The organism is Ammoniphilus resinae, assembly GCF_017873965.1.
In the GTDB taxonomy this organism is placed as follows: domain Bacteria; phylum Bacillota; class Bacilli; order Aneurinibacillales; family RAOX-1; genus Ammoniphilus_A; species Ammoniphilus_A resinae.
In genome coordinates, this window is the sequence record NZ_JAGGKT010000037.1 from 1 (window position 1) to 14,750 (window position 14,750).

A 14,750-nucleotide genomic window follows, 5' to 3' on the forward strand; every position below is an offset into this window, starting at 1 on the left:
GGGGAAGTACTGATTCAGAAACGTCTGTCAGTGAGGATTCATCATCAGCAACAATGTCTGACGCAGGTGAAAGTGGTCAATCAGAAACATCAAGTGGTGTAGACTCATCCACTGAAAATACGGCATCGGATACAGGTGCTATTACTGATTCAGAAACGTCTGTTAGTGAGGATTCTATGTCAGCAACAACGTCTGACGCAGGTGAAAGTGGTCAATCAGAAACATCAAGTAGTGTAGACTTATCCATTGAAAATACGGTATCAGATACAGAAGCTAATACTAATTCGGAAACGTCTATCAGTGAGGATTCAACATCTAGCCCCTTACCCACTAATACCAATGTCTCGCAACAGAACACCCAAGAGCAAAGTCAAATCATAGAAACAAATCCAAGCCAACACCAGACAGTGCCGGTAATGCCCTCACCTGAAGCAGAACAATCTCAGGAAGTGGGGGTCGTAAACAACCAAACTCAAGGCGGGCAAAGCCAGCAGACGACCGTTCATGGAGTCCAAAATCAAAATTCTGAGACAGAAGGAAATTCCTCCATTGAACAATCAACATCAGCAGATATTGTTACAAAAGTAGGCCAATCAACGAATGAGAGTTCCACTTCCACAAGTGCGAACCAAAGCCAAAAAGTGGGTTCGAAGTTAGAACAGGAACAAACTGTAGTAACTGAGAATGGTGCAAAGGTAAGCCAAGGACAGGCAAATGATATCGTTGCTGCACAACAAGGAAATCTAAGTCAAAAAGGGAATGTAACGGGTGTTCAGGCTCAGCATACCGAGATCAATGGGGCTGGGGAAGTCAAACAGACGCAAACCAATGATATACAGTTAGGTCAGTCGCAGTATCAATATAATGGTGATTTAAAATACGGCAACCTCCAGGCCCAGGGTGCTGATGTTAATTTGCAACAACAACAGTCTGCGAAAACGACTGGAGATTTACTGAAAATGGCACAAGCACAAGGTGTAATCCTTGGAATGGATCAAAACACAAGTCAAAACGTTGGTGCAGCGAATGTGTTATCGAATAGTATTGTTGAGATGGTCAAACAGGCAAGAGATACTTTAGTAAACATTACCCATCAGGTGAAATTTAATAGCTTTGAGGAAGTTCTCAACTGGTCCTATATTTTAAATGAGGAAAATAAACAAGAAGTCAAGGAAAAGGAATATAGTTGGAACTTCGATTGGGGTAGCGTCAAGCTGGATACAAAAATCGATACTTCCGCCATTTCGGATAATTTGAGTGCCTCTATAGAAAGCCTTTTGTCAGTAATATATAATGATGTTTCTGGTGATTCCTATAATTGGTTATTTGAGGACTCGGATAGCGATGGTCTTTTAAATGGGGAAGAACAACTACTAGGATTAGACCCTTATAAAGTAAGTTCAGGTAATGATGGGATCCCCGATATGGTGAAGAAAGTGTTATTGCAGCACATTTTAGAAAGTGATGCGGACACAGTAGATCTTTTTAAGGGGCTACTCTTCCAATCTTTCCAAGCTGATGCACCAAAAGATAGAGCGATCCCCCAGTATTTAAATGGTGTTTTAATTAATCCTGAGGAAGAAATGGAAGTTAAAAAGAGCATCTTTGAAAATATTGAGGCAATACGAGAAGGGAATGTCCAAGAGTACATGAAATACATTTCAGAAAAAGCAGCTACCTTCGAACAGACAGAACAATCAATTTCAAACATCTTTGAAAATTTTAGGCTTGACATTAAAATTGATCAGATTGAAATTCTGCAGGCTAATGCAAATGAAGTAAAGGTGCTGGTACAACAAACGACAAACAAACTAAATGGACCTGAGTTTCAAGATAATCGATCACAAATCGTTCACACATTAGTTAAAGAGGATGGAATGTTTAAAATCCTGAATTCTAATGTTGTGCGTGTTGATAAAATTGACCAGCAGTAATCTATGAAGGTGAAGGGAGAGACTCTTCACCTTCATACATTTTTTGAAAATAAAAAAGATCACCCTAAACTACCGTTAGAGTGATTTTTTTGCCTTTTTCAATTCATGGATTAATCCTCTATTCTTCATGACTTGGTAACTGTAAAAAATTTCTGATGTCATCCACCTTCATGCCCAGCTCACGGGCCTTTGCAATTAAGTCGATCCATTCCTGGTCCAGCTCTTCTACTAAAACCATGGTAGACCTCCCACAATATTTTCTTTGTTTAGGTTTTGTGTTTCTTTTTCCAGTTGGTGTATTCTACAAACCTTTGAAACTCTTGGAATTCTTCTTTTGTAATACCTGTCAGCACCGCTTTACGGGCAAGATCAATCCATTCTTGTTCTAAGTCTTGTTTCACTCCTTTCACCATGGTTTCTTCCCCAATGAGGGTTTCTACATCCACTTCAAGAACTAGGGCAATTTTTTCAAGAAATTGGATGGAGGGGTTCTTTTGGAGATTTCTTTCAATATAACTTAAGTAAGACTTGGCGATCCCTGCACGATCAGCGAGTTCTGTCAATGACAATCTTCTTTTCTGACGAAGTACTTTGATCCGATAACCGATCATCGAGATGGCTCCTTTATCTTTTTAAATTCCTTATGTTCATTATACAAAATATATCGTACTATATAAAGAACAAAATTAAGAGAATAAAGGTGAAAGTTCGAAAAAAAGAATAGTAACCTATTCTTTTTACAAAGGAGAGATATAAAATGAAATTTTCAAATTAATGGTAAAACATGTATAATAAAGTCGTGTGTTCTTTATAATGGACATTTCAGAGGGAGAGGTTGGCTTTTGAGTAGCGCTTTGAAAGTCATTTGAAGCGGAATCTTGTACAAATCGAAAATAATGTCTACATTAATAAGACAGACGCTCAATATATGGATAAGCTTTCAATATTCTATAAAAATTCAAGCCCTGATGTGCATCTCTTATTAGGGAATGAAAATGGTAAGGCTGTGCATTATGATTTATAATTACCAAGCTGCAATGAAACTCCCTTTTTCAAAATCTAAGGAGGCGTGGACTGCGCTCCACCGTGTAAAAAGGAAGGTAGATCATATATCTGAGGATCTAAGCAAAAGGAACCCTTTGTTTCTAAAAAGATGTTTTTTCCGCTAGTCATCATAGCCGCCTCATGTATTTTAACGATTACACTGCTTTTATTGGAATAGAAAAGGAGTAACACATGAAAAAAATTACAACGATTATCTTTTTTATCTTGCTTATCCTACTGGGAACCTCCTATAAAGACCCGATCCTCGCCTATATCCAGAGCGGAGGAACCTACTCGATTATAATGAGTATCCTTTTTGTCGGACTACTCGTGTTTTTTCCGATTGTCCCTTTTGTGATCGCCGCAGGCATCATTGGGGCTGTCTATGGAACGCTCGCAGGATCGCTTATTTGTTTAGCTGGGGCAATGCTTGGCAGTCTGGTGATGTTTGGCTTGGCAAGATATGGCTTTCAGGACTGGGCGCAAAAGAAGCTGCGGTTATACCCCAAGGCTACCCACTACCAGGAGCAACTAGAGGAAAATGCCTTTCTTGCCATTTTGGGATTGCGCTTGATTCCGATCGTACCGTCTCCGATTCTCAATATTTTATGTGGTGTAGCCACGGTCAGGTGGATCACTTTTACGCTGGCAACCTTGATCGGAAAAATACCTGCTATTCTTGTCTACACCTATGCAGGGAATCAAATGAGTCAATCCAAATGGGTTTCATTCGGAGTCTATGGTTTATACACCCTTGTCATACTGATTGGTTCTTATTTGTACTATCAAAGAAAGACCAATTCTGAGGACAAGAGAGGTGCTTAAATTAAAGTGCTCAAAATCAGGCACTGCCCAAAAACGGGCGTTCAGCTTGTGCTGATTTTTTGGCACCACCTAGGCTATAGCCCATTAAATTGTGTTGGCATGCTTCTTGCATGTAAATATGTCAAATACAAAAATGGGGGGTATACACAATGAAAAGTCAATTTTGCATCGAGTGTGGACGGGAGCTTAATGAATACATTAGTGAAACCCTACATATTTGCACGATCTGCGAAAGTGCGGGCAATAAGAGGAGTTATTTATTGAAGAAGATGCCGAGTACGGGAAAAGGGGCAAGAGCCACTTTCTCAGCGCGAAGATAACGTGAAAACGGGGTTAGACTTCCATAACGGAGATAATGAATTAGCTAAGCCATCGGCTTAGCTAATTTTTTTTTGTGGGTGTCCGTGGAGCTTACAAAAAAAAGGGGCCCATTTTAACGGATCCAGGATTGGTCAAAAAGAGCAATCCTGGATCCGCTAGCTGTAACAAATCTAGGGATTATTGGTGGAATTATTAACCAGTGGCCCTTTTTTATCTACTTTAATCCAACGGTCACCCATCCAACTTTTAATATGGTACCATCCGTTCCATTCTTCAAACGCCTTGACAGTTTGTGGACTAACCGCACCGCCTGTTGACGTGGAGGTAAGGGGGAGGTTGTGAAGAATCGCCTCTTCTGAAAGCCTAATATCAAGATCCACAGGCTGGATCTCTCCTACAATCATCTCTTCCGTTTTTAACCAAGCATCGCCAAACCAGGTTTTCACATGATACCAATCGTCCGCTTTTTCAAAAGCCTTGATTGCTTGTGGACCAAGGGCTGCACCCGCTGGAAAGGCTTTGCTCGGCTTAGAGAAAAGTTGAGTGGTTGAAAACATCGTTAAGGTAACGTCCACTTTCTCGGGTTCAGGCAATCCCAACGCGTAACCATGCTCTAACGCCAATTGGTCAAACGACAACTTCGAACGGGTAATATATACTTGAGTATTAACCTTCACCTGCTCAAACAGCCGGTGAATATCTTTGTTGTGCATTCGTACACAGCCCGCGGATACATATTTGCCAATGGAATTCTCGTTATTGTTGCCGTGAATCCCATATGTATCGCCCCTGGTTCCCCGAGCGTCCAGGCCCATCCAGCGATCCCCCAGCGGATTGTTAGGGTCCCCGCCTTTGATGTTTTTCGTGTAATACGGTCGATTCTTAATTTTGTTCACAATGGTAAAGGTTCCCTCAGGAGTGTAGGTTGTCTCCCGACCGGTGCCTACCGGGAAGGTGTCAACAAGGGCTCCATCCTGATAAAATGCGAGCTGATTGGTTGTTTTGTTGATAATAATCAGTTGGTCAGATGAAACTTCTTCGGCGGCAAAGCTAGAGGCAGTAAAAAGAGCTGCGAGGAGTACAGTCCAAACGGTGGTAATTAGATAACGATAGATCATGCTATTCCCCTTTCGCACGAATGTCATTGTTACTTCAAATTATGGCGAGGTTCCACAAATTGGTAAATAGAATTCGTGTGACAAAATTTGCACAAAAAAGGGAATGATAGCGAATCTAGGCGGTATCACAGTTGAAAAATTCTGAGCGGTGGTGGATAAAGTAGAGATAAACGTCAATCAGATAATCTGAAACCGATTCGCCGTCTTTCCGGATGTGGTGACAGAACCATTGGCTGTCATGTTCGTCCACGACGATGGCATGGTTTCCTGTTTTGTTTAAAATCACTTCTTTGATGATCATCCACGAAACCCTCCTTTATTTTCAATATGCCAAAAAAGCGCCTCTAGACGACTTCCATCGATTAGAGGCGCTTCCTTTTCTCAGTCCATGTGCTCAAATTCAGTGTCGTCAGAGTAGGTAATTGATATCTTGTCCCTACATTCCCAGCACTCACTTCGATTTCGTTCGATGGCTGCCAATTCATATCCACAATGTACACAACAATCAGACCGCATATCAAGTACCTCCTCTTCGTTATTGTTGGGTGTATAATACCCCACACTTGTATTATAACCTATTACCCGATAAATGTAAATATTTATACAATTACAGAAGGGATGTGGCCTTTCCTCGTCGAATCTTTTACAGAAATGCCCAATTTTTGAAGGAGGAGTACCAATGAAAGCAGTTGTTGTTGAACAATTTGGCGGACCTGAAATGTTGAAATACACAGAAGTAGAAAAGCCAGTTCCAGCAGAAAATCAAGTGCTAATCCGAGTGGCTGCTACGAGTGTAAACTTTGCAGATATTAAATCCCGTTATGGAACTTACCATGGGGCGAAACAACCTCCTTTTATTCCTGGACTTGATGCGGCGGGCACGATTGAGGAAATTGGAGGAGCAGTTAAGGGGCTGAAAGTGGGACAGCGGGTCATTGCCTTTCCGAAGGAGGGATCTTACGCTGAATACGTTGTGGCCAATGAGGACCTGGTTTTTGTGTTGCCAGATTCAATCGATTTTGCCACCGCTGCCGCATGTCCGATTGTTTCGTTTACGTCCTATAAACTTCTCGCCGATGTGGCACGCCTACAACCTGGAGAAATAGTGTTAATTCATGCAGCAGCTGGGGGAATTGGCACAACAGCGATCCAGCTTGCAAAAATTTTAGGTGCCTCACAGGTTATTGGTACCGTTGGGAATATGGCGAAAGCCGAAGTTGCTTTGGAAGCAGGGGCTGATCATGTGATTAGCTATTTGGACGAGGATTTTCCAAAGAGGGTATTAGAGCTGACAAATGGAAAAGGGGTCGACGTGATCCTGGATTCGATTGCTGGGAAAACCTCTGAATTGAGTATGGAATGTTTGGCGATGTACGGACGCCTGGCCCATTTTGGCAATGCGAGTGGAGAAGTGGGGCAATTCAAGACGAAGGATCTGCACTCCAGCTGCCGCGCAGTACTTGGATTTAGCTTAGGGACGACCCGCAACCATCGTCCTCAGTATTTACATGCTACGGCACAAGAGGTTTTGAAGCATCTGGAAGAAGGAAGGCTGCAGATTAAAATTGGCAAGCGATTCACCCTGGAAGAGGCTGCCCAAGCCCAGGAGTGGGTAGAAAGTAGACAAAGCACAGGAAAAGTAGTGCTGGATGTTCATCTGTCTTAATCTTTGAAGAAAGGTAGGATTTCTATGAAGAAGAGGATCGGAACTATCGCTACAGGCTTCTTGCTTTCCTTGTCTGTTGCTTTAAGCGGGTGTGGGGTGGATGAGGTGACAGCGCCTCATACCGCAGCCGAAGAACAAGCAGCAGTCCCTGAAGAGAAAATCCTGCATCTCAATCTTCATTTGGGTCCGGAAAGCCTTCATCCGGGACTGGCTCAGATTACGCAAGACTCTTGGGTGCTCGATCATCTTATGGAAGGGCTAACCAAACGGGATTACATGGGCAAGCCAGTTCCGGGAATGGCGGAAAAATGGAAAATCAGTGACGATCAGAAGGTCTACACCTTTACACTTCGAAAGGATGCGACTTGGTCGAACGGGGACCCCGTCACTGCTGGTGATTTTGAATTTGCCTGGAAATATGCACTGGCCCCATCCACTTCATCCGAAAGCGCCTATATCCTTTATTATCTGGAGGGGGCGAGTGCATACAATCTTTCACAGGAAACAGATCCTGCGAAGCTTCAGGCATTGGCCGATCAGGTTGGGGTCAAAGCGCTCGATGAGCGGACCCTGGAGGTCAGGCTCGCGGAACCCACCCCCTTTTTCCTAGACTTGATCACGCATTATACGTTTTTTCCGATTAATCGAAGGGTCCAGAAAGAGAACAAGGGATGGGCGGAATCTGCGGAGACCTTTGTCTCCAATGGACCATTTCAGTTTAGTACGTGGGAGCCTAATAAGAGCATCGTGCTGCGTAGAAATGAGTCTTATTATGACCGTGAAAAAGTGAAGCTTGATGGTATTGATTTTTCTGTTGAGGAAGATTCGGAGAAAGTGTGGCAGAGGTATCTTGCGGGTGATCTGGATGTGGCCTATCCGCTTCCACCGGATGTGATCAGTCAAAAGAATCCTGAAATGAAAGTGGTGCCTGATCTATCTACCTATTTCTATCGATTTAACACGACGCGCAAACCTTTTCATAATCCAAAGATTCGGAAGGCCCTAGCGATGGCGATCGATCGTGAAGAATTGATTCACGATGCCCTGCAGGGCGGGGAGGAACCAGCTTATGGAATGGTTCCACCTGGGGTTTTGGATGCGCAGGGGAACGTCGATTTCCAGGAAAAATCGGGGGAGTTGTTTGGGGAAGAGGTGAGCACGACGAGAAAGTTGCTTGCTGAAGGCTTAAAAGAGGAGGGACTGGAATCTCTGCCTACATTTACTTTGCTGTTCAACCGCGATGACGGACATGAGAAAATTGCCGAGGAGATCGCCCGGATGTGGAAGGAGAACCTTGGTGTTGAGTCTGTTTTGGAGCAAGAAAGCCTTGATGTGAAACTGGAACGGGAGGCTGCGTTGGACTTTGATTTAATCCGGACCAGTTGGATTGGCGACTTTGCTGATCCGGTTACCTTTCTTCAGCTTTTCCACAGCAAAAGCCAGAAAAACTATACCGGCTGGGCCCATGTGGAATATGATCAATTAATCGATGATTCACTGGTAGAGAAGGATCCGGCGGAACGGATGAAAAAACTCCATCGTGCCGAGCAAATATTAATGGAAGAAATGCCAATCATTCCAGTTTACTTTTATACCAAAACTTATGCTGCAAAGCCCTACGTGAAAGGGATCATGCACGTCGTGAACCGCTACCCGCAATTCCAATATGCCGATATTTCTGACAAGGAATAAGGGGTTTTCGAAATCTTTCTTTCATGATAAGATCAAAAATGGAACAAGCCATACATCATGAAAGAAGGAATACAGCATGTGGTTACTGGCCGCATTAGGCACTACTGTTTGTTTCGGAATTAACAACACGATTTTTAAATGGGGAACAACCAAAGGACTCTCCAAAGTCAGCATTCAGTTTTTCTTTTACGTGGTTGCATTTGCGGTGATACTTAGTTACAGCATTGTGCAGGAGAAGCTTCACTTTAGCTTGGCAGCTGGTTTGTTCGGAGTCATCGCCGGCATTCTCAATGCCAACGGTAATATCCAAATGTCCAAAGCCTTTGAAAAAGGCCCCGGAGGGATCACATCAACGCTCATTGCGATGAACGCAATCATCCCTGTATTAGCTTCCGGACTTGTTTTCCCGGAACCCATCGCACCGCTTCACTGGGTTGGGGTCATCCTGATGATCAGCTCAGCCGTGATCGTGCAGTATCAACCTAGCAGAAGCAATGCGATCGAATATCGCGTGTGGATCTTCCGGATTTTGTTAGCATTGCTATCGATCGGCTCCGTCGGCTTTGTAATGAAGCTGGCTACCATAGCAGGTTTTTCTTATACCGATTTGCTGGTATCCTTTTACGGAGGCGGATTATGCTATCTGGCTGTTTTTATGATGAAAGAAGAAGTACGCAAAACCGAGATGAAAGTGGGAAGCATGGTGGGACTTCTTAGTGTGGTAGGTTTCGGCTGCTACCTCTTTGCCCTGCAAAGCGGCCCCGCTAGCGTCATCTTCCCCGTGATCAGTTTGAACTGTCTGGTCGTTATGGGATTGAGTCTGTTATTATTCCACGAACGATTAAAATCGTATCAATTGGTTGGAGTGCTGGTCGCCGTCTGCGGATTGGTGCTAACAAAAATATAGAATGATGGTGTGGCCAAGCCCGGTGGGCTTGGCTTTAGTTTTTGTGGGGGGTGAGTGGGGATCCCCTCTGACTATTTGCTTCTGATCAGAAGGGATAGATTTGGTCACTTGGGGGCGTGAACACTATGTTGATTGATCCACCAGGCACTTTCCCACTGATCAGAAGGGATAGTTTTGAGCTACATAGAGACCATGACTACTCATCTTTTCCTAATTAGAAGGGACATCCCACTGTAGTAGCTAGACTTTTCAAATTTACGGTCGTTTTCAAAGAGTGTACGGTCGATTTTTATACCTTTACGGTCGTTTTTCGGAACGTTACTGTCGAAAAGTGTAGTGGAACAGGATTTTAAAGAAGATGGGGGAGGGTATCTGTTAGCCTTTGATGAAATAAGTTCACCCCTACTTTAATCCAATAAGATCCTTACAAGAAATTAAGTGGAAATTACCATATCTCAAATTTTTACGGTCATTTTTGTCATGGTTACGGTCGTTTTTAGTGTCTTTACGGTCATTTTTTATTGAATCTTCTATAGTATACCGATAGGGGTATGTGTGAGAGGTGGAAAAGAGGAGTTCAGTCCATCACCGGACCAAGCCCCTTCTTTTCCCTATAACGGAATACGCCCCAGATCTGGTAACAGATATCTTCGATCCCGGAAACCTCCGCTAAATGGCAGGTCCATAGACAAAAGAATTCGTTTACAGATTTGACGACATTCCAACTTCAAAAACTCCCGACATTGCACGTTTGTAATGGAGTGGTGCAACAGCAAATAATCGTTGATGGCCTGAAGGTGGGCATCCTTTTTGCGCAGGCTGCACTTGGGGCATGTCCATCCAGCATGGGCATAAACCATCCCAAAATAAGAACAGCGGGGACACATGACTCCGTGTACCAACTGATCAGGAGAAATCTTGTACTTTTTGATAAGGTCTGGGATTTTAGGAGTATGATTGGTGATAAGAAGGTCGCTTACGCGATCGAGCATCATGGGGGTTAACGGCGGCTTGACGATGGAACGCTGTCCCTTTTCATAAAACTCCAAAACTTTGTCTGGGATGTGTGCGGCGTGTAATACCTTCTTATAAATCGAGGGATCATCTGTTTTTATAATCGTGTTACGTGGATTGCCGATAGCAATTAGATGATAAATAGGGATCGTCGGGAAAAGGTGCTCGGTCAGCCATTCTTGAAAAAGGGCCTGTTGCTTCCGTACCTGAGCGATGGGGTCAGGGAAACTGTCTGTTCGATCGCCGAAGGTCCGAATTAACTGTCCCGATTGGGTGTCGAAAAAGAGGGTACCAAAAATATTCTTGCTTTCTATCAGTAAGGCAAAATAAAGGGAGAGAATGAGCGTATCAATTTGAAAGACTTTTCCGCTTTTCGTTTGAATCCTCACATCTTGGAAAAGATAAAATTGCTGATCGGGCAAAAAACTGAGTTCATAATCCACATTCAGTTCACCCCTAAAACCAGTGAAACTTTGGCGCCGCTTTTCCTCGATCTCCTTGTGTCTGGGATGTGACGCAATCAACCTACGACCCAAAGCAACCTCCGTTAAAAGCTTGGCAGGTGGAGTCCGCATTTTTCGAACCATTCAATCCCTCCCTTTTTTTCTTCATCATAGCATGTCCCGGGAATACTTTCCATTGGGCCGTAGAATACTATCTCCTGATTAATGGAAAGGAGTGGTCCCCATCATGCAAAAGCCGAGCAAGCCATCGATCCGCAATCCTTATACAGGAAAGGAAATGACAAAGAACACCTATTCAGGGAAAGAGTTGTTTTGGAAAGAGCAGGACCGTGAAGTAGAGCAGCAGCTGCCAGCCGATCGGGGAGATTATTACGATTTATGGGAGGATGATCGGTTATGAGTAAATGGAGGGAGCACAAGCAATCCAAACAGCAGGACCCCACCATCGCCCCGGGCCTGGAGATGGATGAACTGGACAAAAGCGCATCTTCGGAAGAAGTCGAAAAGGGGGATTTTACCGAAGTGACCAAATTAGTGATTGATCGCGTGCCAGAATAGACTGATATAGCACCCTTATAAGATTAAGCCCCTCTGAGACAATTTTTCGATTTCAGAGGGGCTCTTTGGTTTATATCTTGATAACTTTCATCATTGTTATTGTGCATTTGCCGGTTTTCTTTTAAAGTAGAAGATGGAAAACTTATGGAAAATTTGGTGATATAGTATGCAAGACAAAGACGAAGCGAAAAAAGAGATACTCTTGCCAACCTTTCAGATCCCTGTCTATTTTATGATCGTCTCGGTTGTTTGGATTGCTTTCTCCTACCGCATTTTGTCGTGGTTGATCGGAAACTCAAAATTGTTTTTAATGGTCAATGTGATCATTGATTCCATCTTTGTCATTGGAACCGCCTGCATGCTCTTTATTCTGATCAATAGACAGCTCAAGGAGATGCATAAACAAAAGAGAAGATCGAAGGAAAGAGAAGAACAACTCCGCTTGCTCATCAATGCTATGCCGGAGTTTGTCTGTTATAAGGACAGTGAGATGCGTTGGCTGGAGGCGAATGAGTTTGCCCTGCGCTTTTTTCAATTGGAAGGTGTAGACTATAAAGGGAAAACAGACTATGAACTAGCCAATTATACAGCGGAGCATCTGAAAGGAACGATGGAATATTGTTTTCAGACTGACAAACAGGCCATGGAAGGTGGCGTGCCGATCCGCGTGGAGGAAATGATTCTTGCTGAAGATGGAAGCAGCCAGTTTTTTGATACAGTGAAAGTGCCTGTGAGGGATGACAACGGACAATTGAAAGGGCTGGTTGTGATTGGGAGAAACATTACCCATCGCAAAAAAACTGAAGAACGCCTGGAAGCCAGTAAGCAGCATTATAAGTCCCTTTTCGAACAAAATCCGGATGCGATCTTATCCTTAGATAAAAACGGGGATTTCCTAGTGATTAACACCGCTTGCGAGGAGCTAACGGGGTATAAAGCGGAGGAGCTTTTTCAAAAAGAGTGCACAGAGCTGATTGTCGAAGAGGACTTTGAGAGAGCAAGCAGCTATTTTATGGAATGCATGAAAGGAAATCCGCAAACCTATGAAATCACAATCAAGCGAAAAGATGGAGTTAGAGCGCAGATCAACGTGAAAAACATCCCGATCCTCGTCAATGGAGAAGTAACCGGATTTTATGCAATATGCAAGGATGTAACAGAGTGGCGGGCGGCCGAGGAAATGCTTCGAAAGTCAGATCGGCTCTCTATCGCTGGCCAGTTGGCCGCTGGAGTTGCCCATGAAATCCGCAATCCGCTTGCCAGTCTAAGTGGCTTCGTTCAGCTGCTTCAGAAAGAAGCAACAACCAATCAGCATTACTATGAAATTATGCTTTCGGAGTTGAACCGCATTAATTTTATAGTTAGTGAATTTCTTCGAGTGGCAAAACCACAGGTCCTCCATTTCGAGAGCAAAGACCTCCATGCCATATTTAAAAATGTCATCGCAATTGCCGAAACCCAAGCGATTATGAACAACGTCCAGATTATAACGGACTTTGACCCTGATATCCCTGCTATCTATTGCGAAGAAAATCAGCTTAAACAGGTGTTTCTCAACATCCTGAAGAATGCGATTGAAGCCATGCCGAAAGGCGGGGACATACGTATTGAGGTGAAAAGGGGAAAAGCGGATGGTGTTTCGATCCGTTTTATGGATGAAGGATGCGGGATTGACCCTGATCGGATTCGCAAGTTGGGAGAACCTTTTTATTCGACAAAGGAAAAAGGGACAGGACTCGGCCTCATGGTCAGCTACAAAATCATCGAGGCGCACCAAGGCTGCATCCATGTCACTAGCGAATTGGAAAAGGGGACAACAGTGGAAGTGAGGCTTCCCAGTGTGATGACAAAATAAAAGGGAACCAGCGGGACGAGGCTGGTTCCCTTACTCTATTTAAAAAACGAATCAATCCACATCTTCAATTTTTCCCATAATGACCCAAACCACGACTTTGCTTCGGGATTTGCATCCAGATAATCCTTGGCCCCGTCAAGCAACTGCTGTCCTTGAACAACCACACTATCCCAGTTGATGTTAAGATTTTGGATTTTGATCGCAAGTGAAATCAAAGCATCTTTTTCTTCCGGGGTCAAGTTCAAGCCAGACTGTGCCGCCAGGTTGTCAATAACCTGCGCTAATTGTTCCTCGCTTAACTTATTTTCCGCCAACTGCGCTTTAAGCTGCTTCATCAACTCGACGACCTGCTGATCATTCCCTTTTTCTTCAGCCAGCTTCGCCGTTAACACCATCTCTTCCGTAGCGGTTTGCTTTTGCTCCTCGCTAATTTTTTCATCCGAGACCGTTTCAAAAGCCTTCATAATCCCTGTCAACGCAGCTGTTCCCGATACAGGAAAAGGGGCAGCTACTTTCACTTCCGCATTCTCAATCCCCGCTGTGGCTAGCGCCTGAGCATACATCTGATCGGTGACCCAAGAAATGTTGTCTGTGGCAACTTGAATCCCATACCCAGCATCCTTCAACGTGATCATCGAGGATGAAATCGCCTTGTTCCCAATCACCTTTGCCGGCAATAGGTCTGCCAAGGCATGATGTTCTTCTTGATTCGTTATATAGATAATTTCCGCCTGTGGATGGCCAAAGTGTTGTAGCATCTGATCGGCTTGTGCTTTTGTTAAATCCTTGCCAAGGGTAACAATCGGTTTTTCTATAATCTGATCGGCAGAGGCAAAACTGCCGAGGCTAAAGCAAAGTATTAAGACTAGAAGCATCCCTTTTTTCCACATGATGATCCTCCTCCTTCTGTGGTTTGTGAACTGCGTCGAATATGCTCTCTTTCACAAACTATATAGTTGTCCTTTAGGGCTTTAGCGGTGAGGTCTTTTCTAACCATTCGTAGGGCGAATGGAAACTGTGACCGTGAACCCTAAAAGAGGACAGCCTATCCGTCGGAATAAAGGTAGAGAATGTGGAAGGGTGTTATATGTGACTAGATATGCCTGGTTCGTTTTGAGAGGGCAGTGCCACTTTAGGTATACGTTTTACCCCTATTTATAAAACAAGGCCTATTTGGGGGTGAATAAGGGTAGTTTCCACCTAAGCAAAGAAAACTTGCAAATTCTGCGGTTTTCAGAGCCAATAAGTGTAATTTCTCCCTGATATGAACGAAACCTGTCAACCCCTAAGCACCCTTTTTGTTTTTTTGCGCACTAAACTAATCCTGTCAAGTGCATTTCTTTACAGGGTTG

General features: G+C 43.8%; 16 protein-coding genes. 9 read left to right on the plus strand and 7 right to left on the minus strand.

The features are described 5' to 3' along the window. Window positions 1-1,934: hypothetical protein (locus J2Z37_RS24675; protein ID WP_209813005.1), on the plus strand; the 1,934-nt coding region annotated here is incomplete at its 5' end. Between the two features lie 118 nt (window positions 1,935-2,052). Here the strand turns inward: J2Z37_RS24675 and J2Z37_RS24680 are convergent. Both J2Z37_RS24680 and J2Z37_RS24685 read right to left on the minus strand, forming a co-directional pair. Next, on the minus strand, window positions 2,053-2,172 hold the full coding sequence (locus J2Z37_RS24680) for an anti-repressor SinI family protein (RefSeq protein ID WP_209813006.1): 120 nt from the start codon (window positions 2,170-2,172) through the stop codon (window positions 2,053-2,055). A 28-nt stretch (window positions 2,173-2,200) separates the two neighbouring features. Continuing rightward, entirely contained in the window at window positions 2,201-2,545 is a 345-nt protein-coding gene (locus J2Z37_RS24685) for an XRE family transcriptional regulator (protein ID WP_209813007.1), read from the minus strand. 625 nt (window positions 2,546-3,170) lie between these two features. Here J2Z37_RS24685 and J2Z37_RS24690 point away from each other — a divergent pair. Beyond that, window positions 3,171-3,803: a TVP38/TMEM64 family protein gene (locus J2Z37_RS24690; RefSeq protein ID WP_209813008.1), complete on the plus strand. Its 633-nt coding sequence runs from the start codon at window positions 3,171-3,173 to the stop codon at window positions 3,801-3,803. A gap of 149 nt (window positions 3,804-3,952) precedes the next feature. After that, window positions 3,953-4,123 carry a hypothetical protein gene (locus J2Z37_RS24695; protein WP_209813009.1) on the plus strand — a complete coding sequence of 57 codons (171 nt, stop codon included), beginning with the start codon at window positions 3,953-3,955 and terminating at the stop codon, window positions 4,121-4,123. Window positions 4,124-4,294: 171 nt separating this feature from the next. On the opposite strand, the gene J2Z37_RS24700 is transcribed toward J2Z37_RS24695, so the two are convergent. The 3 genes from J2Z37_RS24700 to J2Z37_RS25950 all read right to left on the minus strand — a co-directional run bounded on the left by J2Z37_RS24700 (window position 4,295) and on the right by J2Z37_RS25950 (window position 5,758). Next, a complete protein-coding gene (locus J2Z37_RS24700; protein WP_209813010.1) occupies window positions 4,295-5,242 on the minus strand; it encodes a L,D-transpeptidase in 948 nt (315 codons plus the stop codon). A gap of 115 nt (window positions 5,243-5,357) precedes the next feature. Continuing rightward, window positions 5,358-5,543 (minus strand): hypothetical protein, encoded by a 186-nt coding sequence (locus J2Z37_RS24705; RefSeq protein ID WP_209813011.1) that lies wholly within the window; start codon window positions 5,541-5,543, stop codon window positions 5,358-5,360. Between the two features lie 80 nt (window positions 5,544-5,623). Beyond that, window positions 5,624-5,758, minus strand: coding sequence for a hypothetical protein (locus J2Z37_RS25950; protein WP_280922270.1), 135 nt, complete (start codon window positions 5,756-5,758; stop codon window positions 5,624-5,626). 163 nt (window positions 5,759-5,921) lie between these two features. Between J2Z37_RS25950 and J2Z37_RS24710 the strand changes: the two genes are divergently transcribed. The 3 genes from J2Z37_RS24710 to J2Z37_RS24720 all read left to right on the plus strand — a co-directional run bounded on the left by J2Z37_RS24710 (window position 5,922) and on the right by J2Z37_RS24720 (window position 9,507). Further along, the gene (locus J2Z37_RS24710) at window positions 5,922-6,908 is read left to right on the plus strand and encodes a quinone oxidoreductase family protein (protein ID WP_209813012.1); all 987 of its coding nucleotides are present in this window, start codon (window positions 5,922-5,924) and stop codon (window positions 6,906-6,908) included. A 24-nt stretch (window positions 6,909-6,932) separates the two neighbouring features. Beyond that, window positions 6,933-8,600 (plus strand): peptide ABC transporter substrate-binding protein, encoded by a 1,668-nt coding sequence (locus tag J2Z37_RS24715; protein WP_209813013.1) that lies wholly within the window; start codon window positions 6,933-6,935, stop codon window positions 8,598-8,600. A 76-nt stretch (window positions 8,601-8,676) separates the two neighbouring features. Next, complete coding sequence (locus J2Z37_RS24720; RefSeq protein WP_209813014.1) at window positions 8,677-9,507, plus strand: DMT family transporter; 831 nt, start codon at window positions 8,677-8,679, stop codon at window positions 9,505-9,507. A gap of 611 nt (window positions 9,508-10,118) precedes the next feature. Here J2Z37_RS24720 and J2Z37_RS24725 read toward each other — a convergent pair. Beyond that, window positions 10,119-11,108, minus strand: a complete 990-nt coding sequence (locus J2Z37_RS24725) for a nuclease-related domain-containing protein (protein WP_209813015.1) — start codon at window positions 11,106-11,108, stop codon at window positions 10,119-10,121. A gap of 103 nt (window positions 11,109-11,211) precedes the next feature. Between J2Z37_RS24725 and J2Z37_RS24730 the strand changes: the two genes are divergently transcribed. The 3 genes from J2Z37_RS24730 (at window position 11,212) to J2Z37_RS24740 (ending at window position 13,398) form a co-directional block, all read left to right on the plus strand. Next, window positions 11,212-11,385, plus strand: a complete 174-nt coding sequence (locus tag J2Z37_RS24730) for a hypothetical protein (protein ID WP_209813016.1) — start codon at window positions 11,212-11,214, stop codon at window positions 11,383-11,385. Next, the gene (locus tag J2Z37_RS24735; RefSeq protein ID WP_209813017.1) at window positions 11,382-11,543 is read left to right on the plus strand and encodes a hypothetical protein; all 162 of its coding nucleotides are present in this window, start codon (window positions 11,382-11,384) and stop codon (window positions 11,541-11,543) included. Before J2Z37_RS24730 ends, J2Z37_RS24735 begins: the two co-directional genes overlap by 4 nt. Before the next feature lie 166 nt (window positions 11,544-11,709). Beyond that, the gene (locus J2Z37_RS24740) at window positions 11,710-13,398 is read left to right on the plus strand and encodes a PAS domain-containing sensor histidine kinase (protein WP_209813018.1); all 1,689 of its coding nucleotides are present in this window, start codon (window positions 11,710-11,712) and stop codon (window positions 13,396-13,398) included. Between the two features lie 35 nt (window positions 13,399-13,433). Here J2Z37_RS24740 and J2Z37_RS24745 read toward each other — a convergent pair whose 3' ends face one another. Continuing rightward, window positions 13,434-14,288 (minus strand): DUF1002 domain-containing protein, encoded by an 855-nt coding sequence (locus tag J2Z37_RS24745; protein ID WP_209813019.1) that lies wholly within the window; start codon window positions 14,286-14,288, stop codon window positions 13,434-13,436. Window positions 14,289-14,750 lie beyond the last annotated feature (462 nt).